This window comes from Acinetobacter sp. SM1B (genome assembly GCF_003289665.1).
Classification (GTDB): Bacteria; Pseudomonadota; Gammaproteobacteria; order Pseudomonadales; family Moraxellaceae; genus Acinetobacter; species Acinetobacter schindleri.
This window is the reverse complement of the sequence record NZ_QMBM01000001.1, coordinates 46,298-66,071: the sequence shown is the minus strand read 5'-3', so window position 1 is coordinate 66,071 and position 19,774 is coordinate 46,298. Positions and strand designations below refer to the sequence as shown.

19 protein-coding genes are annotated in these 19,774 nt (G+C 45.5%); 7 read left to right on the top strand and 12 right to left on the bottom strand.

Annotated elements, in window-relative coordinates:
- Nucleotide 1 precedes the first annotated feature (1 nt).
- A complete protein-coding gene (locus C8322_RS00290) occupies nt 2-595 on the bottom strand; it encodes a YqiA/YcfP family alpha/beta fold hydrolase (RefSeq protein WP_111810242.1) in 594 nt (197 codons plus the stop codon).
- A 247-nt stretch (nt 596-842) separates the two neighbouring features.
- Here C8322_RS00290 and C8322_RS00285 point away from each other — a divergent pair, with 247 nt between their 5' ends.
- Nucleotides 843-2,174: a hypothetical protein gene (locus C8322_RS00285; RefSeq protein WP_004813848.1), complete on the top strand. Its 1,332-nt coding sequence runs from the start codon at nt 843-845 to the stop codon at nt 2,172-2,174.
- A gap of 43 nt (nt 2,175-2,217) precedes the next feature.
- Here the strand turns inward: C8322_RS00285 and C8322_RS00280 are convergent, their stop codons facing one another.
- Together C8322_RS00280 and gshA are read right to left on the bottom strand one after the other, a co-directional pair.
- Complete coding sequence (locus tag C8322_RS00280) at nt 2,218-2,745, bottom strand: disulfide bond formation protein B (protein ID WP_004890868.1); 528 nt, start codon at nt 2,743-2,745, stop codon at nt 2,218-2,220.
- Nucleotides 2,746-2,763: 18 nt separating this feature from the next.
- Entirely contained in the window at nt 2,764-4,341 is a 1,578-nt protein-coding gene (gshA, locus tag C8322_RS00275; RefSeq protein WP_004890871.1) for a glutamate--cysteine ligase, read from the bottom strand.
- A gap of 210 nt (nt 4,342-4,551) precedes the next feature.
- Here gshA and C8322_RS00270 point away from each other — a divergent pair, with 210 nt between their 5' ends.
- The 3 genes from C8322_RS00270 to C8322_RS00260 are packed head-to-tail and all read left to right on the top strand — an operon-like array spanning nt 4,552 to nt 7,005.
- Complete coding sequence (locus C8322_RS00270; RefSeq protein WP_004890874.1) at nt 4,552-5,091, top strand: DUF924 family protein; 540 nt, start codon at nt 4,552-4,554, stop codon at nt 5,089-5,091.
- 49 nt (nt 5,092-5,140) lie between these two features.
- Complete coding sequence (locus tag C8322_RS00265) at nt 5,141-5,695, top strand: CC0125/CC1285 family lipoprotein (RefSeq protein WP_004890876.1); 555 nt, start codon at nt 5,141-5,143, stop codon at nt 5,693-5,695.
- 8 nt (nt 5,696-5,703) lie between these two features.
- Entirely contained in the window at nt 5,704-7,005 is a 1,302-nt protein-coding gene (locus C8322_RS00260; RefSeq protein ID WP_004890880.1) for a DUF445 domain-containing protein, read from the top strand.
- A gap of 298 nt (nt 7,006-7,303) precedes the next feature.
- On the opposite strand, the gene C8322_RS00255 is transcribed toward C8322_RS00260, so the two are convergent.
- Nucleotides 7,304-7,591: a DUF2798 domain-containing protein gene (locus C8322_RS00255; protein WP_004890882.1), complete on the bottom strand. Its 288-nt coding sequence runs from the start codon at nt 7,589-7,591 to the stop codon at nt 7,304-7,306.
- Between the two features lie 255 nt (nt 7,592-7,846).
- Here C8322_RS00255 and argS point away from each other — a divergent pair, with 255 nt between their 5' ends.
- Both argS and C8322_RS00245 read left to right on the top strand, forming a co-directional pair.
- The gene (argS, locus tag C8322_RS00250) at nt 7,847-9,637 is read left to right on the top strand and encodes an arginine--tRNA ligase (protein ID WP_111810241.1); all 1,791 of its coding nucleotides are present in this window, start codon (nt 7,847-7,849) and stop codon (nt 9,635-9,637) included.
- 391 nt (nt 9,638-10,028) lie between these two features.
- On the top strand, nt 10,029-10,643 hold the full coding sequence (locus C8322_RS00245; RefSeq protein ID WP_004813862.1) for an SPOR domain-containing protein: 615 nt from the start codon (nt 10,029-10,031) through the stop codon (nt 10,641-10,643).
- A gap of 92 nt (nt 10,644-10,735) precedes the next feature.
- Here C8322_RS00245 and asd read toward each other — a convergent pair whose 3' ends face one another.
- The 5 genes from asd to C8322_RS00220 all read right to left on the bottom strand — a co-directional run bounded on the left by asd (nt 10,736) and on the right by C8322_RS00220 (nt 16,157).
- Nucleotides 10,736-11,587 (bottom strand): archaetidylserine decarboxylase, encoded by an 852-nt coding sequence (asd, locus tag C8322_RS00240; protein ID WP_004813864.1) that lies wholly within the window; start codon nt 11,585-11,587, stop codon nt 10,736-10,738.
- Nucleotides 11,584-12,432 carry a sulfurtransferase gene (locus C8322_RS00235; protein ID WP_111810240.1) on the bottom strand — a complete coding sequence of 283 codons (849 nt, stop codon included), beginning with the start codon at nt 12,430-12,432 and terminating at the stop codon, nt 11,584-11,586. The genes asd and C8322_RS00235 overlap by 4 nt, the downstream gene beginning before the upstream one ends.
- A gap of 164 nt (nt 12,433-12,596) precedes the next feature.
- On the bottom strand, nt 12,597-13,808 hold the full coding sequence (pncB, locus tag C8322_RS00230) for a nicotinate phosphoribosyltransferase (RefSeq protein ID WP_111810239.1): 1,212 nt from the start codon (nt 13,806-13,808) through the stop codon (nt 12,597-12,599).
- A 118-nt stretch (nt 13,809-13,926) separates the two neighbouring features.
- Nucleotides 13,927-14,457 carry an ankyrin repeat domain-containing protein gene (locus tag C8322_RS00225; protein ID WP_111810238.1) on the bottom strand — a complete coding sequence of 177 codons (531 nt, stop codon included), beginning with the start codon at nt 14,455-14,457 and terminating at the stop codon, nt 13,927-13,929.
- Between the two features lie 185 nt (nt 14,458-14,642).
- Nucleotides 14,643-16,157, bottom strand: a complete 1,515-nt coding sequence (locus tag C8322_RS00220) for a catalase (protein WP_111810237.1) — start codon at nt 16,155-16,157, stop codon at nt 14,643-14,645.
- Nucleotides 16,158-16,379: 222 nt separating this feature from the next.
- Between C8322_RS00220 and dtd the strand changes: the two genes are divergently transcribed.
- Nucleotides 16,380-16,820, top strand: a complete 441-nt coding sequence (gene dtd, locus C8322_RS00215) for a D-aminoacyl-tRNA deacylase (RefSeq protein ID WP_111810236.1) — start codon at nt 16,380-16,382, stop codon at nt 16,818-16,820.
- Nucleotides 16,821-17,141: 321 nt separating this feature from the next.
- Here dtd and C8322_RS00210 read toward each other — a convergent pair whose 3' ends face one another.
- The 3 genes from C8322_RS00210 to serB all read right to left on the bottom strand — a co-directional run bounded on the left by C8322_RS00210 (nt 17,142) and on the right by serB (nt 19,738).
- Nucleotides 17,142-17,621, bottom strand: coding sequence for a hypothetical protein (locus C8322_RS00210; protein ID WP_004813874.1), 480 nt, complete (start codon nt 17,619-17,621; stop codon nt 17,142-17,144).
- A 143-nt stretch (nt 17,622-17,764) separates the two neighbouring features.
- The gene (aciT, locus tag C8322_RS00205; protein WP_099337779.1) at nt 17,765-18,100 is read right to left on the bottom strand and encodes a ciprofloxacin tolerance protein AciT; all 336 of its coding nucleotides are present in this window, start codon (nt 18,098-18,100) and stop codon (nt 17,765-17,767) included.
- 411 nt (nt 18,101-18,511) lie between these two features.
- On the bottom strand, nt 18,512-19,738 hold the full coding sequence (gene serB, locus C8322_RS00200; protein ID WP_048882139.1) for a phosphoserine phosphatase SerB: 1,227 nt from the start codon (nt 19,736-19,738) through the stop codon (nt 18,512-18,514).
- Between the last annotated feature and the right edge of the window lie 36 nt (nt 19,739-19,774).

The following is a 19,774-nucleotide window of genomic DNA, read 5'->3' as shown; positions in this document are numbered from 1 at the left end:
GTTATTCGGTTTCCTTTTTTATGCAGTCCAATAAAAACTGTAACACCAGCGGAATCTTCTCCGCAAAATCATCCATCCCGTGATTGCCATTGGCCTCAGTCATCAGCATCGCCGGAGGATGAGCAGCACTATAATAGCGATGTGCTTCACGATAATCCAAAACTTCATCGCCTTGTTGTAACAGTACCAGTATTTTGTCTGCATCTTGTGCAGTTGGCAGTGACAGTCCTTCTAGCTGATTAAGATGTGAATCGTCCAGACGCCAGTTCGGATGCACCTGTAACGGCAGCTCATCATCGAACAGTTCGCGGAACAGCTGCCATGGTCGCATGGCCGGATTGATCAGTACAGCCGGCACACTGTACTTGGCGACCAGATGTGTCGCATAAAATCCCCCCAGGCTACTGCCCACCAAGCTTACATTATCCAGTGACTCAATCAGTGCTGACATGTGCTGAATCGTATCCACAGGTGACATGTTCAGATCTGGCAAATGCACCTGAATTTGTGGATTTTTTTCGCAATACTGCCGAAGTAACTGGCCCTTGATCGAGGCAGCGCTGCTTCGAAAGCCGTGTAAGTAAATGACATTCATCAATTATTAATAAAAAACGCCTATATTTTAATCAAAATCTATTTTATATATCAGAGATGGATCATCGTTATCTAATCTGTTTTTGGTGAATTGTCCGACAAAAAACACACCAGTTCTTCACGTTCCTCGGTATTTTAAGAATATTCCCAGAAAAATTAGAAACATCAAAGTTCAGAAGAATTTATACCGCGAACATCTTTAAAAAGAAAGGTCTCAGATATTCGCATTGATGAAAGGAACGGATCCGATGACAAGCTTAACGCCATTGCATGAAACCTATTGCAAGTGGGATCGTACTCCTCCTACCCAGGCAGATGTACTGGAAGGACTTGCTCAGCTTGTTACCATGCGGTTTAATGATGTTGCCCAAGAACTGATCAAGACCATCCAGCGTGAAATCTTATATAGTTTCTTTGGTTTAAGTGAACGTCATTCAGAAAAAATCCAGAACCTGCCTGCCATTGTCCGGCTCTATCAACGTTCCTATGACCTGTTGTTCCACTATGGCAATACCATGGTTGCCCCTGGACTGCGCCGTATTATTACCAAATTTCCACGCCTGCATGACAAGCCGCTGACACCAAGCCTGCATTTTCTGGTAAGTGTATTAAATGGCATTATTGGCGACTATCTGATCAAGCATCAAAATCCGATGGCGTTGCCGATGGTGATTTATGATCATTATACCTCACTACAGCAGGGCGAATTGACGGGTCGAATTACTATCTTCGTGCATGGTTTATGCATGAATCATCTGACCTGGTCCAATCATAAACATGAAGGCATTGGTGAAAAGCTGCTGACGCAGCGTGATAACAATACCATGTTGTACCTCAACTATAATTCCGGACGCCGTATCTCCGCCAATGGCCGTAGTCTGGCCAATACCCTGCATGACTTGATCACCCGCAATCCCGGCATTACCAGTATTGATCTGATCGGACACAGTATGGGCGGATTAGTTGCTCGTAGTGCCCTGTTCTATGGTAAACAGCATGTCTATGAATGGGTCAATATGGTCGACAATCTGGTCTGCCTCGGCTCACCACATCATGGTGCAGCATTAGAGCGCTTTGGTTTTAGCCTGCAGGATAAATTGGGACGCTTCCCGTTTGGAAAGATTATTGGTCATGTGGTGAATATCCGCAGTAATGGCATTCTGGATCTGCGCCACGGCAGTGTTCGGGATGATGACTGGGAACATAATGAAGTCAGAATTGGCCTAATGGATGATAACCGTAAACCGGCACCGATTCCGTCGCATATCCAGACCTATCTGGTGGCCGGTACAATTGAATATGAAAACCGGCATAACCGCACCCGCAATGTGATTGGGGATTATCTGGTCAGTGTCAAAAGTGCGCTCGGTGAACATCCAAACCCGCGTTTTCAGTTGAAAGTTCCAGACTCCCATAAAGCGATTTTCTATGGATTGAACCATTTTGAAATCCGGTTTCACCCACAAGTGGCTGAACAGATCGTGCGCTGGTTCTATCCGAGTGTGGAGGACAAAGTCTTTGACCAGATCCATGAATATATGATGGATCTGGAAAGTGTTGAAGGCATTGCTCTGACCTGATTCAGTTATAAAAAAAACCCTCAAATGAGGGCTTTTATTTGCATCAGTATTTATCTCTTAGGCGTTTGACTGGCGCCGTCTGATATTTACGGAATAACTGCCATAAACTGACCAGTAACAAGATACAGAAAAATACCAGTGACCAGACTGGTAAAGACTGCCCCAGAAAAGTCCAGTCCACTTTGGCACATTCACCTGAACCGCTGAGTACCTGCTGGAACACCGACTTCATTGGCAAGGTTTCCAGCCAGTAATCCAGACCCGGACCACAACTTGGGATTTTATCCGGCGGCAGGTTTTGCAGCCAGACATGACGTCCTGCTACACCTGCGGACCACAAAATACTCAGTGATCCTAAAAAGGCATACAGGCGTTTCATGCCATTTGCTTTCGGATTATGCAAGAAAGCAATGAAAGAAATAATCCCCAGACCAATCAGGCCAATACGCTGAAAAATACACAACGGGCAAGGCTCAAGGCCCTGCACATGTTCTAGATATAATGCAAATGCCATCCCCATCACGGATGCGGCAAATAACGCACCACTCACGAAGCGGTAACCCCATTTCATGGTCGATCCTCTTGTTTTTTATCGAAATTGAGCGAGATATTCAGCAAAGCTGATGCTGCTATCTTGCTCGAGTTCCTGCTGTTGCTGCAAGGACTTTTGTACTAACTCATCAAAATATGCAGTGGTTTTTTTACTGAGCTGATGCGCTTGATAAACCGCAGCATGCTGCTGTGCCAGCACCTGGCCGAAATGCCACATGCCACCCTGCTTACGGATATCACCCACCACAAGCGCAGAAAGTGTCGCATCGACTTCATCAACACGGATTTGCATGGTTTTCATGGCCGTCGTGTAAAGATTATTGCCATATGCTGCATCCAATAATTCTGCCAGCGGCTGCATGCGCGCCAGATGAACTGCACACCAGTCTTCGATTAGATATTTTTGACCATTTTCCAGAATAGCCGCATTCGGAGCACGACCACGATTGACCACTTCAGCCTGATTCTTTTCGATGATGTCCTGCTCATCGCTCAGCAGTGCCGGGCTGTCCTGCAATAAACAGTACAGTGCAACTACTTCCAGGAAGCCTGCGGTATGTTCATCAATCCCGATCGGGCTGTATGGATTGACATCCACTGCACGCAGTTCCACATAGCCAATACCACGATTTGCCAGTGCCTGTGATGGAGTTTCACCGGCTTCTGGCACCTGCTTTGGACGTACCAGACTGTAATATTCATTTTCGATCTGTAGCACATGATCATTGATCTGGATTGGTTGTCCTGCTGCATCTTCAAGGCCCAGACGGGTAAATTGTTTATATGGTGTTTTAACTGCTTTTTGCAGACCTTCCAGATAGTCCTGCAAGTTATTGTAATGAATACCGAGCTGCTTTTGGGCTGAGTTCTGATAACCGAAACGGCCCATGCGCAATGCAGTTGAATATGGGGTATATAAGGTGCCGCGAGTAAGTGGCAACAGCTGATGGTCACGACCGGTCATAAAGCATTGGCACACTGCCGGGCTAGCACCGACCAGGAACATCACCAATGGTGTCAGTCGGATAAAATTACGGATCAGCCCCATATAACGGTGGCTACGGTAATCCTGCAGGCTTAAGTTACGCAGTGATTCATCACTTTCGTTGGCCTGTAGCGCTTCGAAGAAATGATCCGGGAAAGACAGATTATAATGTACGCCCGAAATGGTCTGCATACGGCGACCATAGCGCACACCTAGACCACGACGGTAAAGTGTCTTGAATAAACCAATATTGGAAGAACCGTACTGCGCCAGTGGAATGCTGTCATCGCTGCTGTCGAGCATGCATGGCATCGACATCGGCCACAGCTTTTCTTCATCTTCCAGTTTGCGATGTACGATGGCATGGATATCCATCAGGTAATCCAAAGCGCCACGAATACTGTCTTTTGGCGGAGTAATAAACTCCATCAAGGCTTCAGAATAGTCAGTGGTGATATGCGGATGAGTCAGGGCTGAACCTAGTGCTACAGGATGCGGCCTTTGCGACAGAAAGCCATTACCTTGCATACGCAGGCTTTCTCGCTCAATTCCGCGCAGCATCCCCTTGATGAGCGACGAATCCACCCAAGTTGGTAATACAGCTTGGCTGGTCGATTCAGGTTGACTCATTACAATCTCGCTTAATGGGCTAAACTATTAAAATAAAATCATCATTTTATAAGAGTATAACGTGATTTTAGATCCGCACATTACACCCTGCCTGCTTTTCAGGCAAACCATTGATTTTAATTCCGCAAATTTTTAACACAAACTTTCTCTATAAGACATGTGAAATTTGTGATTTTATTAACAAATAAATGCTAATGAATTGTAAACCTTATGAATTATCAAGATATTTTGGACTTCTGGTTTAGTGCCGAGAACCAGCCGAACTGGTTTGCCAAAAGCGACCATTTCGACCAAAGTTTGACTGAGCAATTTTCAGAAATTCTGGAACAGGCAAGTCAGGCCGAATTATGGTCCTGGCGTAAAACTGCCGAAGGCCGTCTGGCAGAAATCATTGTTCTGGACCAGTTTTCTCGCAATATTTTTCGGGGTACTGCACGTGCTTTTGCCCAGGATAGCCTGGCTCTAGCTCTGGCACAGGAAGCCATTAGCCTGGATCTGGACAAGCAGCTCAGTCCGGAACAGCGGGCTTTTTTATATATGCCGTTCATGCACAGTGAATCCAGACTGATTCATGAATATGCCTTCAAACTATTTCAACGCCTCGGTAATCCGTCTAATCTCGAATATGAAATCAAGCATAAAATCATTATCGAACGCTTTGGACGCTACCCACATCGCAACCAGATTCTGGGCCGTGAATCTACCGAGGAAGAATTAAGTTTCCTGACCCAGCCGGATAGCAGTTTTTAGGTATTTTCAGGTACTGCTGTCGCTGGATCACCCCATCAGGAGAACGAAGATGAAGAAGACCATCATCGCCTTAGCATTTGCAAGCACTGCCCTGCTTTCAGGCTGTGCAACGACGCCTTCCAAACCACTGACCTTTGATCAGCTCGGCCAGTACAGTACTACACCTCTCAATGCCCAGACTTACCGGATCAGTTTCAAGGCGCGTCCAAACATGAGCTTTGGGACAGCTGAAGAAATTACCTTAGTTAAGGCGGCCCAGACGACTATACAGAATGGTTTCCAGTTCTTTCGGGTGCTGGATGATCCAAGCAACCGTACCCAACGACCTCCGCGTGAAGCAATCGTCTATCCCACACCCATGCCATATCCCTATGGCTATTATCGCCGTTATCCATTTTATTGGCCTGATCCCTTCTATGACATGCCGTATCGTGTCACTGTAGAGCCAGCACAGATTGCCTATACGATTGAATGCTTTAAACAGGGACAGGCGCCCAAAGATGCCTTCGATGCTCGCTTGATTCTACAATCGCTCGGCGCTAAATATGGTCTGAGCCCAACAGGTGAGATACTGCAGCCACAGCCTGTGACTATGACTAAATAGGAGTCTTTATGCAGACAGAGACCAGTTCACCGAGCCTGCAACGCAGTAAACGTTTTGCCACCATTGCCTTAATTGTGGCTGTCGTCACCTGGCTGGCACTGATGGTCGCTGCCAAATTACTGCCAGAATATGTATGGTTGATCCATATCCTGATGCTGTCTGCAGAAGCAGGTGTGGTAGGTGGAATGGCAGACTGGTACGCAATTACCGTTCTGTTCCGCAATCCTTTTGGCAAGTTGCCCATTCCCAGGTTTCTGCGTGACCACACCGAGATCATTCCACGCAATAAGGCCCGTATTGCCGAGTCGATGGGTCGCTTTGTGCAGGAAAACTTCCTGTCTCCACAAATTGTGGAGCGTAGTCTGGCCAGTACCGACCTGAGCCTGGCAGCAGGCCGCTGGCTGGCAAATCCGGAGAATAACCGTCAGGTGACTCAGGTCATCCAGCAGACTGCTCCACGGATCTTTGAATTTGTCGGTCAGGAACAGATTTCCGGCTTTATTCAGAGCAATAGTGTGCAATGGGTGAAAAGCACCCAGATCAATCATCTGGCCAGTGAGATGTTGCGCGCTGTACTGGAAAATGATTTTCATCAGGATGTTCTGCAACGTGGCCTGGATCTGGTACATGCCTGGATGACGTCTCATCCGGAGCAGACCCGTGAACTGACCCGTACCCTGTTTAAGGAAATGGGGGTGTGGAAATTGGCAAAGGGTGCCAGCTGGATCGGGATTGACGTGCAACAGCGCAGTATCGACTCGGTAATTCAGCGCGTCGAAGCCATGCTGGCAGATCCGGATCATCCTTGGCGCCTGAAGATTGAAGAGTCCGCCCATCAGCTGATGCTGCAACTAGCTGACAATGATAGCGATGCCAGTCAGCGTCTAAATTCTGCTAAAGATGCCCTGCTGGACAGCCCACAGGTACTGAACTTCATTAGTGGTGCCGTGGTGATTCTCTGTGATGCGATCAAGGCAGATCTGGAAAAACCGGATTCCGGTATTGCAGAGAATCTACGTATTGCCATTCAGCAAGTGGGTGAAAATATCATTTCCAACAGTTCAGTGCGTGAATTACTGAATAACCGTATGAGTAATATGGCAGTTGACTTAAGTGATCAATACAGCGAGAAAGTCATCCGTTTTATCAGTGAACGGATTCATGAATGGGATTCACGTGAAATGATTGACAAGATTGAAAATGAGGTCGGTGGCGATCTGCATATGATCCGGGTCAACGGCGTGGTGGTCGGGGCCTTTATCGGTCTGGTACTGGGGATTATCCGGGCCATTGTCGAATATGTGCTTTGATTCTTAGCTTATGCTCAAATCTCAGGGATTGAGCCATCATTCAATTTTCTATTTGCCAGATAAGAACTCTAGAAAACCTTAAACGTGTTTTAAGCAGTACAAGGTCAGGTGTAGTTCCTGCTAGAACAATCTTGGTAATCCTTTTGTTCTGCTTAATCTCAAAAAGCTGGAGATCTTCCGGCTTGCTCTAGTGCAAGCCAGAGTCCTGAAAATTGATCATTCGGGCCAGCTGTATACTTTTCAAAATCGGCAGGTAAATCAACTCAATCAACGCGTGAGTGGTATGCAATCAATAAATCTACTTCGGTAGTTGTGAGCCACTCATATCCACCAACAGGCCAGTGAGCTTACGTACGAATGGCAACAATAGCAGCACGATCGGAAAAGCGAACGCCCAGGAAATCATCCAGTTATGCAGCCATAATGAAATAAAACCTTCAATCCAGCCCAAAGTACGCAGCATATTAATGAAAGAAATGATACCGCTCATCAGGCAGGACAGGATGAAAGGGATAATTATCAGTGCCCATTTAGCGGGAAGTTTAGGAGTATTGCCAAAGATAACCGGACGTTGTTGCGAATCCACTGCAAGCTCTTTTTGTTATTTCAATCTGGTTAATATAGGCTATTTTCAGTGATTGAGGATTCATTTTTATAGCAAATTTTGCAACTTGCTTATTACGATATTCTTTATGTGATATACGAACGAATAAATGACAATTCTGTATAAATCTTCCAGCTACCGATCGTATATTTTTTATTCCCCATAAATGGTTTTACCTAAAGAGTCGGAAATTTGCTATATTTGCTGTTTTTCTGCGATATCTATTTTCGACTGATTATGAATACGGCAATCCAAGCAGCTCTCGATCATGCAGTGCAAACCTTACAGGCACAAAACGTACTCCCATCTGACTGGAACAATACAAGTAATTTGACGCGTACCAAAGACCGTAGCCACGGTGACTTTGCATCAAATATTGCCATGATCGCGTCTAAAGCTGCGGGTATGAAGCCGCGTGATTTAGCAGAAAAAATTCTTGCTGCCTTGCCAGAAGTTGCAGATATCAGCAAAGCCGAGATTGCAGGCCCGGGTTTCATTAACTTCTTCCTGAATGCTGACCAGCGTTTCGCGGTTCTGGACCAGATCCAGGCGCAACAAGCGACTTATGGTCGTACCCAGGCCAATGCGGAAAAACGCATCCAGGTGGAATTTGTTTCTGCGAATCCAACTTCTAGCCTGCATGTGGGTCATGGCCGTGGTGCTGCATATGGTATGACCGTAGCGAACCTGTTAGAGGCAACAGGTGCGAAAGTTGACCGGGAATATTATGTGAATGATGCCGGTCGTCAAATGGATATTCTGGCAACTTCAACTTATTTACGTTATCTGGAATTGACTGGCCAAGAACTGGTATTCCCGAAAAATGCCTATCAAGGTGACTACGTTAAAGAGATCGCACAAAGCATTATCGACCAGGATGGCGATGCCTATGTGCGCCCGGTGGCAGATGTCTACAAAGACGTACCTGAAGATGTGCAATTTGCGGCAGAACCGGATGCTGAAGGCAATAAAGTCGTACTTTCAGGCGATAAAGAAAAACATATCGATGGTTTGATCTTCAATTCTCAAAGCTTAATTGGCAAAGGCTACCGTGTGTTCCATCAAGCAGCGCTTAAAGCGATTCTTGATGACATTAAAGATGACCTTGGTGAATTTGGTGTGACTTTCAACCAGTGGTTCAGTGAAGCATCTTTGACAGAAAAAATTGAAGAAGCATTACAAACGCTGGATCAACGTGGTTTCTTATACGAAAAAGATGGCAACATCTGGTTCAAATCAACTGAATTTGGTGATGAAAAAGACCGTGTGGTCAAACGCCGTAATGGTCAAACGACTTATTTCGCATCAGACATTGCGTACCACTTAAATAAACTACAACGTGGCTATACCGATATCATTGATATCTGGGGTTCAGACCACCACGGTTATATCGCACGTGTAAAAGCCGCGATTGATGCACTGGGCTATGATTCGAAGAAACTGACTGTGCTGTTAGTGCAATTCGTTAGCTTATGGCGTGGTGGTGAGATGGTACAAATGTCGTCTCGTTCAGGTCAGTTCGTGACTTTGCGTGACCTGCGTAAAGAAGTGGGTAATGACGCAGCACGTTTCTACTATGTGATGCGTAAGTCTGAACAGCACATTGACTTTGACCTTGACCTTGCAGTGTCACAAAGCAAGGACAACGCTGTGTACTATATCCAGTATGCCCATGCACGTATCTGCCGTATGTTAGAAAAGGCGGTTGCGACTGGCGTAAACTTTGATGTTGTGACTGCACGTGGTCTGGCCGCTAAGCTCGAGCTGGATGCTGAAACTGAAATCTTGGCAAAACTGGCAGCCTACCCTGAGATTGTGTTTCGTGCTGCAAACAGCTATGAACCGCACCAGGTGGGTAATTATCTGAAAGAATTGGCTGCATTGTTCCATGGTTGGTACAATGAGAACAAAGTACTCGGTGATGATGCTGAACTGACTCAAGCTCGTTTGCTGTTGTCTGTAAATGTACGTCAAGTGCTCCGTAATGGTCTGGAACTTCTTGGCGTATCAGCTCCTGAGAGCATGTAAGCAAAGCACTGCTTTGCATGCTCGCAAGACGAGAGCTAGGCTCGAAGTGGAAATGTAAAGCACTGCTTTTACATTGATACAAGAAGGTAAATAGTCAAAGCACTGCTTTGCATACTCGCAAGACGAGAGCTAGACTCGAAGTGGAAATGTAAAGCATTACTTTTCTATTTGACGCGAGACGAAGAACTTTGTTCAGAGTAAGCATGCAAGCAGACAGCCAAAACTATGAACTAGATGTCCAATTTGACATCTAGTTCATAAAAATATCCTGTGGAGTGGGTGATTTGTATAATGACATTTGTATTACGATCACATACGATGCAGAGAGTAAGGCATAACACCGGTTATGCCTTTCTCTGTCTGGTAAAATAAATACAAGAGGAAATCCCCAGTGTTTGGAAAAACGCAACGCGGTGTATCTGAACGTCCGAACAAGCCAAAGAAGCCATTGATTCCTGCATGGTTAGGCACACTCGTGATCATTTTAATCGTGTTAAGTTTTCTGGTGGCGCTCATGCTGTGGAAGCCATGGGAACCTGTAAAACCAAACAATGATCAGATCACTTCTCAGCATTATGAAGAGGAAGACACCAACAAGGATTATCGCTTCTATGACCTGTTGCCGAAACAGCAGGTTACTCCAATTCCTGAACAGGCTGTGCCTGAAACCAATAAACAGGATGCTGTGGTCATTGTAGAAGCTCCTCGAACTGAGGAAGCTGCACCTGAAACTGTGAATGAGCCGGGACTGGTAACTGAAGAACCTGTTGCACCAGTAGCGACCTATATTCTACAAGTACGCAGTTTTGATGATCCGGATCAGGCGGATGCACGCCGTGCCGAGATTATCCTGAATGGCCTATCTGCGGATGTGGTCAGAAGCGTTGAAAATGGCAAGGTCTGGTACCGTGTGGTTTCCGGCCCTTATGATTCTGTAGAAGCGGCAGTGATTGCACAACAGACTTTGCAGCATAGTGGTATCGATTCGATTGTTGTGAAGCAATAAATAAATTCTAGATCTAAAAAAAGCGCCTGATGGCGCTTTTTTTTGTACCTTTTAATTCCTCCCTTTTCAAAGGAAGGTCAGGAGGAATTTTCTTAAACGGTATGCCCTAAAGCTTCACCCATCAACACTGTTGAATTGGCTTTAAACTTCTCATCCCATTGCATCTTGTTTTCTTCAAACAGAATGACAGCCGTTGAGCCCAGGTAAAAACGGCCAAGTTCTGCACCTTTTTCCAGGAACAGATTATGCTGGTTCAATTCAATCCGGCCTGAAGGTTTTACTTTACCCGTCGCCACGGTTTCAATACCGGCTACAATCATGGCTCCAACAAGCACCACTGCCATACGACCAAGCTCAGTATCAAACAGGCACACCATGCGCTCATTACGTGCAAACAGGCCTGGAATATTTTCTGCTGTCGTCTGATTGACCGAGAACAGTTCACCCGGTACATACAGGGTTTCTGTCAGTGTGCCAGCAAATGGCATATGCACACGGTGATAGTCACGTGGTGACAGATATACTGTGGCAAATTCACCGTTTTTGAATGGCTGCGCCAGTTGTGGATCGGCAATCAGATTTTCAACTGTAAACTTTTGGCCTTTGGCCTGGAACACATCACCATTTTCAATCTTGCCGAGCTGGGAAATGGCGCCATCGGCAGGAGAAACAATACTGCCCTGGTCAGCGTCAACCGCACGCACTCCGGTTCTTAGACCGCGGGTAAAGAAATCATTAAATGACTTGAACTTCAAGGCATTGGTCTGCTCCGCAATCGACATGTCGATACCGTATTTGGCTTTAAAAGCAGAAATCACCGCAGTTTTTACAACCGGATTTTCACTGGCTGCAATTTTACCTACCACACGAGACAGACGATGCTGTGGCACCACTTTCTGAGCCTGGATAAATAATTGTTGTTTTAAACGCGATGTGATACTCAAGATGGCAACTCCCCTGTAGCGATTGGACTATCGAGGCGGTTGCCCCATTCACTCCACGCACCGTCATAAGCCTGAATTTTCCAGCCGAGCAGACGTCCTAAGATATAGGCCAGCCCGGAGCGGTGATGTGACTGACAGTACACCACCACAGGCTGCTTAAGATTAAAACCCAGTTGTTCCAGGCGCTGTTGTGTGCGCTGCAAAGGGTGTAATTTTAAATGATTTTCACGGTTAAGGGCAGTACTCCACTCAAAATGACGTGCTCCCGGAATGTGACCGCCGCGTCGTGCTGTCAGACGCAGGCCGGTATATTCATCTTCAGTACGACAATCCCAGAGCTGGATCTGCCCTTGATCGACCTGCTGACGTAGGGCTTCATAGTCAATCCGTACTGTATTTTCCTGGTTCAGGTTGATCTGCACCAGTTGTTCGACTGGCTCCAGCTTCACCGGATCAGAGGAAGTCGGCAGCCCAGCCGCTAACCAGGCATGAATACCACCATTAAGTAAGCTGGTGTTCTCAAATCCTAAACAATGTAAGTTCCATAACAGACGCCCTGCCCAAGCCCCACCTTCATCATCATAAGCCACGACATGATGCTCAGGAGAAATGTTCAGATAACCAACCAGTGCTTCTAGGCCTTCTTGATCCGGTAATAAACCCAAAGCTTGCTCTTCCTGACGAACCAGCATTTTTGGCTGTAAATGGAGTGCATGCGGAATATGCAACTGTTCATAAACAGAGGCACGGCTCAGGTCAACAATACGGAGTTTTTCATTGCCCAGATGCTGCACCAAGTCTTCTGTTTCTATCAGCAGACCCAAATTAAAAGCTAAAGCTGTCATCGTTATCATAGGTGTTATGGTTCAAATCAGTCTGATCTTAGCACAGCTCATTTTTACAATTATGCGGTTTTTATTGAGTTATTTATCACAATTTATGCTAACGACCCTAACACACAGGACATTGCATAAAAAAACCGCCTCAGGTTGGAGACGGCTGATTGGGATTATTGTTCAGCGACTTCGCTGATGTCAAATACCTGACGCAGATACGCAAGGAAGGTATCATTGTCGGTCATGGTTTTTCCTGGACTGTCGGAAATTTTTGCGACTGACTGACGGTTACATTCCACCAGTTTCAGCACGATATTCAGCGGTGTCTGCCCCATGTCATTGGTCAAATTCGTTCCGATCCCGAAGCTGACCTGGAAGCGATCTTTGAAGTACTGATGCAGTTTCCATGCTTTTTCCAGATTCAGTCCATCACTGAAAGTCAGCATCTTGGTTTTGCTGTCTATTTTCAGCTTTTTATAATGTACGTAAGCCTTATCCCCCCATTCATAAGGGTCGCCACTGTCATGACGTAAGCCATCAAACAGTTTGGCAAAATACAGGTCGAAATCACGTAAGAAGGCATCCATCCCGACCACATCAGTCAGGGCAATTCCCAGATCACCACGATATTCCTGCACCCAGGTTTCAAGCGCTGCTTTCTGGAAATCACGTAGGCGTACATCCAGTGCCTGGAAAGCTTGCAGGAATTCATGTGCCATCGTACCAATTGGCGTAATACCCAATTCTTTGGCTAATAGTACATTACTGGTTCCACGGAAGACTTGTGGCGCTGCCTTATTAAATTCTTCCACCACATGCTTTTGCCACTCGAAGCTGTAACGGCGGCGGGTACCAAAATCAGATACCAGAAATGGCGGATCATTTGAATCCTGCGAAGCATCGTACTGTTTCAGCAGTTCCATTTTGGCCTGCAGCCGACGTTCACCTTCTATCAGCACTTCTGGAGTACGGATCCGGCTGAAATACAGTTCGTTGACAATCGCCAGGACAAAGATTTCAAACATCATAGCCTGAACCATTGGGCCTTCAACGGTAATGTCTAAACGACCTTCACTGTCGATGGTCGCCTTGATAAAGCGGCGTTTGAGCTGGAACAGCTCCAGATAATCCACAAAATCACTTTTGATAAAACGCAAGCTGCGTAAATACTGTAGTTCATCTTCTTTAAATTTCAGCTGGCACAGCAGATCAAGCTGATGGTTCAGATCATCCAGGATATCCGTGAGTGGATAAACCGTATCTTCAAGATTACGGCAACGGAAATGATAAAGACTGTGCGTTTGCGGAAACTTGTGTAATACCACTTGTAACATGGTGAATTTGTACAAGTCAGTATCAAGCAGGGATTGGATGATTGACGCCATAACTTAGGAAATATCGCTGTGCTTATCTTTGCATTAAAGCATAAAAAGCCATGCAATATTGCAGCAATTACATACAGCCAGGAGAAATATAGACCAAAGTACTGCTATAAATAACAGCCTATTTGTCTGCTTTTGTTTTAGGTTTTTCTGCTTCCTGGATGATTTTTTGTAGCTGTTTTTCCTGGCCAATCACTTTAGCAAATTCAGCCGTGGTTTTTTGTCCGGCCTTTTTGGCTTGGGCATCACAATCCATCTGACGCAGCTGCTTGGCAATGGCAAATTCCATTTTGAACAAGGCACCCATTAAAGCCGTATTGCCGCGGTTGTCTCGGGCACAGCGGTCTGCACCATGTTTCAACAAGGTTGTAACAATACTCTGATGACCATAATAGGTCGCCATCATCAGCGGGGTATAACCGTCTTTATTGCGCACATCGACCGGAAAGCCATGCTTTAAAAATTCGTTGATAACTTCGCTATTACCAATTTTGGCCGCAGCAAAGAACAGGTCGACCAATTCCTGTTGTGAGGTCATCTGAACGCTTGCCGCAGTTTTTGCAGGGGAGATACTCTTTACTTCAGCAGCAGTTGCGAATGCGGAACTGAAGGCAAGAATACTGGCTAAAAATGCTTCTGGCATAAATTTCATGATGAACTCCAACAGAAATCGAAAAGAAAATTTCAGTCACTCAGGATTCAATTCACCTGAGATGAGATAGAAACGGAGTGCCTGTAAAACTCCCCCTAGGGTGCAGGAAAGGTTTGGAGTTTTACAGGACTTTTCGGAGGTGATGCGCTATACCCTAGTCACCAGTTCCTCAAGACCAATCGAGATTAGTCTTTTAATTTTGCAGCTTTGGCTTTAACCGTCGCCAGGTTACCGTTCACCGCTTTGGTCATACGGGTACCGTAGTCTGCATCTGCTTTATAGAAATAAGACAACATGATGTGCTTGGTTTCTGAATCTTTGACATTGCCCAGGTCAGCAGCTAGGTTCATGATCAGGTCATCTTTCTCTTTAGCTGTGTATGAACGGTAAAGTTCACCAGCCTGCTTGAAGTTCTGCTCTTTGGTACCGATCTGCTGAACTGTGCCAGTAAGTGGAGTTTGAACCGCACGTGCTTTCGCAGTTGCAGCTTTTGGCTCTTTACGGCTTGGCTCATAGTTCACATCTGAGTCACGCTCAGATACATTCATGTAGCCATCCTGGTTATTGTTGTTCACATTCACCACTGGACGGTTCACCGGAATCTGCTGGTGGTTTGCACCCAGACGGTACATTTGGGTATCTGAATAAGAGAAGATACGGCCTTGTAACAGACGGTCTTCTGATGGCTCGATCCCTGGTACCAGGTTACCTGGCGCAAATGCCGACTGTTCAGTTTCATTGAAGAAGTTCTTCGGCATACGGTTCAGGGTCAAGGTACCGACTTTGGTTTCTGGAACCAGCTCAGTTGGCCAGATTTTAGTTGGATCTAGCGGATCGAAATCAAACTTGCCCAGGTCTTTAGGATCAATCACCTGAATGTACAGATCCCATTTCGGGAAGTTACCTGCATAGATGTTGTTATAAAGATCATTGGTTAAATGGTTGAAATCTTTACCTTGCTGCTCAGCCGCTTCTTTCACGTTCAAGCCCTTCACGCCTTGTTTAGAGCGGAAGTTGAATTTCACGTACTTGTATTCGCCTTTGTCGTTATACAGTTTGTAAGCGTGCACACCAAAACCGTCCTGTTCGCGGTAGCTGGTTGGAACACCTTGCTTGCCGTATACATACGTCAGCATGTTGGTTGCCCATGGCTGGCTTGACAGGAAATCAAACACACGGTTAGCATCTTGTACGTTGGTCACCGGGCTTGGCTTCATGGCGTGAATGAAGTCCGGGAACTTGATTGCATCACGGATAAAAAATACCGGTGTCTGGTTACCGACCAAGTCCCAGTTACCTTCTTGAGTATAGAACTTCACTGCGAAACCGTGCGGGTCACGTAAAGTCTCTGGTGAACCTTTACCATGAATTACGGTAGAGAAGCGTAAGAAAACTGGAGTTTTAGTACCGGCTTTGAACAATGAAGCAAGGGTCAGATCAGATAGGTCTTTGGTTGCAACGAATTCACCATATGCCCCTGTACCACGCGCATGTACCACACGCTCAGGAATACGCTCACGACCAAAACGTTGTAATTTTTGAACTAATTGTACATCTTGAAGTAAAACGGAACCATTTGGACCGGCGGTGATCGAGTTCTGGTTATCCCCCACTGGCGCGCCGTTATCTTTAGTTAATGGGGCAGCTTGTGCGGCTGTGACAGTTGCAAGCATTGCAACCAGTAATGAACGCTTAAACATTTCTAAATCTCTCAATTTATTACCTTTCCTGCATGGGCTAAGATACTCGAGAGTAAAAAATAGATAAAACAGATAATTTTTATAAATTCAATCGTGTTTTTAGATTATTTAAAATATTATCAAATATAGTCAATAGATTAGAATACATTTTAAGCAGAGCTAATCTGCAGACTTGCTGCGGTTCTTGTACAATGCACATAATTTTCAGTTTTTGAGTCAAATATGCGCGCATTATTACAGCGAGTGATAGAAGCCAAAGTCGTTGTTGAGGGTGAAACAACCGGAGAAATTCAGCACGGTATCTTGGTCTTTTTAGGGATTGGTAAGGAAGATACCCTAGAAAAAGGCCAGAAGCTGATTGATAAAATCCTGAAATATCGTTTCTTTGATGATGAACAGGGAAAAATGGGCTGGAACGTTGCCCAGGCGGGCGGTGGTTTATTGCTGGTTTCACAGTTTACCCTGATGGCCCAAACCCAAAAAGGTTTACGTCCTGACTTCGGTCCGGCCATGCCACCGGCTGAAGCAAAAGCCTTGTATGAACAGCTGGTGGAATATGCACAAAGCCAGTTTGATCATGTACAAACTGGTATTTTTGCCGCCGACATGAAAGTGCATCTGATCAATGACGGACCGGTAACGTTTAATTTAGAAGTTGAATAACAAGTTTCCTGATACTTTGTTTCTCGAAATTTTTTCTTTATAAATTATTTTTTTACATCAGTCTTTATTATTTTGGTTTTGCCTGAATGAGAAGTGGAGCTTCGCAAGGGAGGCATCTTGCGAAGCAATGCTCCTCACCGCAAAACTCGTCAGGTCTGATCAATGAATATATGTCTCGCAGAAACAATCTCTTTTAGCTCTAGTCTTGCCTGAAACAATTGCGGATAATATTTCATGTGTCCAATATTTTCTAAGCTCGAAAAAAATGCTAACCAATTATTTAATTGACTAGCATTCCAGATCTTTTAAAAAATTTAAATCTTATTTACCCGTTTTCTCTTTGATGAACTGACGTACCAGCTTCACCTTTTCTTTGACTGGTTTTGGCAATTTTGGTGGAAGCATTTTTGCCACCTGGTTAAACCAGACCAACAAACCGAAGTCACCTTCCATTTTGATAGTGCCGTTTTGCATGCCGGTCATAAATGCGGTTGGGTCACCTTTCATCAAAGTTTTAACACCCTGCTCGCTGTCTGCAAACTGCAATACAAAATCTGCCGGCTCAGCATTACCTGATACAGTATCAATATCACCGTTATTGACAATAATCTGGCGCGCCAGACCTTCATCTGTACCGATCTGGATACGGAACTGACGCTCATGGACCAATTCAATAAATTTTGGACTGGTACGTGCCAACTGCTTCATACGCAAAGCCAAGCCTGCAACCAGTAAATCAAGCGGGTCGGTACTGAGATCGACCAAAGGAAGTTTCAGGACAGGAATTGACGACAGTTTCATGAGTTATGCCTATTGTAATTGTACGAAAATTGATAGCTATCCTAGCATAAATTACAAGGAGGTTAAGCATGCAGTTTGTAGATGATCGTTAACAAAAAATGCACCCGAAGGTGCATTTGTTTTTATTGTTTTTAATAGCGCAATTATCGGCTGGATAACTGCTGCTGGTCATCTTCATAAACAGGTGTATGTTCGATGCAGCGGCGCTTGGCCAGTGCGCGCTCGGCACGACGATCTTCACGTAGCAACAATAGAGTTACTATGACCATCACACTCGATAACGCCGCTAAATAACCATAGGTCATTGGCAGTTCAAATAGTGTCTGTGTTCCCAGGCGAATGACTTCAATCAGCCCCCAGGTAAACATTCCAGCCACCATAAAACTTAACCAGCGACGATACGGCGAGAAGAACACAACAAGTACAGCAGCGGCTACCAGGCCAAAGCCCACAATTGTTGCTAAATTCGCTGTTACCATAAAATCCCCTCCGTCCAACCCCAGATCATGCAAGTAATGCAGCGGTTCTCACGGTTGAATGTCGTAAAACCCACTTCGTGGAATATATTGATTTGTCTATCTATGCCAGCATTATGATGAGTTTTTTGACTAAAAAAAGTCCTTTATTTCTGTTCGACGACATATTCTGTCGCGATATTATTTTGTCATTACATTTTTTATTTTTAGAGTTTTTCCGAAACATTTGCCCCATCGATGCTGGCGTGTCATTACAAAATAAACGCCGTTTTTCTGGACTGAAAAAATTATTTTTCCGTTTAAGATGATCGGTATATTTCTATACAGCTCCCTCTACTATTCTTCAGCGCGTGATCAATCAGCATAAAAAAACGCGGCCATTTGACCGCGTTTCTATCTTAAAAATCACTAATCTCAGGCACGGCTGAGGTCTTTGTCATGCACACCAAGCAGGTACAGCACGCCATCCAGACCGACACTGGAAATCGCCTGATTGGCATTCTGACGGACCAGAGGCTTGGCACGGAATGCAACACCTAAACCGGCAATCGATAGCATTGGTAGGTCATTGGCCCCATCACCCACGGCAATTGCCTGTTCCAGAGAAATACCCATCTCTTCAGCAATCGTCATTAACAGATGCGCCTTACGCGCACCATCAACAATATGACCTTTGACTTCACCTGTCACAATCCCATCCTCAACATCGAGGACATTGGCATGGACCTCATCAATGCCCAGCTTGGCCTGCAGATGCTCAGCAAAGTACTGGAAGCCGCCAGAAAGAATTGCGGTGCGATAACCCAGTGCTTTCAAGGTAGAGATCAGACGTTCTGCACCTTCAGTAATGGTCAGACGTTCTGCGATCTTCGGCAGCACAGATGCATCCATGCCTTTTAGTAGTGCTACACGTGCACGGAAGCTTTGCTGGAAGTCTAACTCGCCCTGCATGGCACGTTCGGTGATTTCAGCCACCTGTGCACCGACACCTGCTTCAATTGCCAGCTCGTCAATCACTTCCTGCTCGATCAGGGTCGAGTCCATATCAAAGCAGACTAGACGACGGTTACGGCGATAAACATTGTCTTCCTGAACTGCAACATCGACATTCAATGCTGTAGACAGGCTTAGGCAGGCTGTACGCATTGCTGCGGCATCCAGCATCTGGCCTTTCAGGCTGAACTGTACACAGGCACGTTTTGGTCCAGCCTCCGTATCATCACCGTCCAGTACCGGACGACCGGAGAGTCGGGTTACAGTTTCAATATTAAAGCCCTGGCTGGACACGATCTGGGTCACGGCTTGCAGATGGGAAGCCTTTAATTCCGGGGCCAATGCGGTCACGATATAGCGGGTCTGACCGCCTTCTTTGACCCATTGATTATATTCTGTGACAGAGATCGGTTTAAAGCGCACTGTTAACCCGATATCATGTGCTAGAATCAGGATTTCCTTCATGGCTAATGCGGTAGCGGTCTGATCGTCCGAAGATACAACAATACCTAAGGTCAACTGGTTATGAATAACCGCTTGTCCAACATCCAGGATCTGTAAGGAATGAGCGGACAAAACCTGCATTAATCGTGTAAATTGATTAGGCTGGTCGGGTCCTAAGAATGATATAAGAATGATTTCTCGCATGAATTGACTCGGGTCTGAGCTACAACTATTGTTAGA

What these genes read in the sequence shown, in the direction of transcription:
- C8322_RS00290 (WP_111810242.1), bottom strand. Translation starts at nt 595, where the DNA reads ATGAATGTCATTTACTTACACGGCTTTCGAAGCAGCGCTGCCTCGATC.
- C8322_RS00285 (WP_004813848.1), top strand. Translation starts at nt 843, where the DNA reads ATGACAAGCTTAACGCCATTGCATGAAACCTATTGCAAGTGGGATCGT.
- C8322_RS00280 (WP_004890868.1), bottom strand. Translation starts at nt 2,745, where the DNA reads ATGAAATGGGGTTACCGCTTCGTGAGTGGTGCGTTATTTGCCGCATCC.
- gshA (WP_004890871.1), bottom strand. Translation starts at nt 4,341, where the DNA reads ATGAGTCAACCTGAATCGACCAGCCAAGCTGTATTACCAACTTGGGTG.
- C8322_RS00270 (WP_004890874.1), top strand. Translation starts at nt 4,552, where the DNA reads ATGAATTATCAAGATATTTTGGACTTCTGGTTTAGTGCCGAGAACCAG.
- C8322_RS00265 (WP_004890876.1), top strand. Translation starts at nt 5,141, where the DNA reads ATGAAGAAGACCATCATCGCCTTAGCATTTGCAAGCACTGCCCTGCTT.
- C8322_RS00260 (WP_004890880.1), top strand. Translation starts at nt 5,704, where the DNA reads ATGCAGACAGAGACCAGTTCACCGAGCCTGCAACGCAGTAAACGTTTT.
- argS (WP_111810241.1), top strand. Translation starts at nt 7,847, where the DNA reads ATGAATACGGCAATCCAAGCAGCTCTCGATCATGCAGTGCAAACCTTA.
- C8322_RS00235 (WP_111810240.1), bottom strand. Translation starts at nt 12,432, where the DNA reads ATGACAGCTTTAGCTTTTAATTTGGGTCTGCTGATAGAAACAGAAGAC.
- pncB (WP_111810239.1), bottom strand. Translation starts at nt 13,808, where the DNA reads ATGGCGTCAATCATCCAATCCCTGCTTGATACTGACTTGTACAAATTC.
- C8322_RS00225 (WP_111810238.1), bottom strand. Translation starts at nt 14,457, where the DNA reads ATGAAATTTATGCCAGAAGCATTTTTAGCCAGTATTCTTGCCTTCAGT.
- C8322_RS00220 (WP_111810237.1), bottom strand. Translation starts at nt 16,157, where the DNA reads ATGTTTAAGCGTTCATTACTGGTTGCAATGCTTGCAACTGTCACAGCC.
- dtd (WP_111810236.1), top strand. Translation starts at nt 16,380, where the DNA reads ATGCGCGCATTATTACAGCGAGTGATAGAAGCCAAAGTCGTTGTTGAG.
- C8322_RS00210 (WP_004813874.1), bottom strand. Translation starts at nt 17,621, where the DNA reads ATGAAACTGTCGTCAATTCCTGTCCTGAAACTTCCTTTGGTCGATCTC.
- aciT (WP_099337779.1), bottom strand. Translation starts at nt 18,100, where the DNA reads ATGGTAACAGCGAATTTAGCAACAATTGTGGGCTTTGGCCTGGTAGCC.
- serB (WP_048882139.1), bottom strand. Translation starts at nt 19,738, where the DNA reads ATGCGAGAAATCATTCTTATATCATTCTTAGGACCCGACCAGCCTAAT.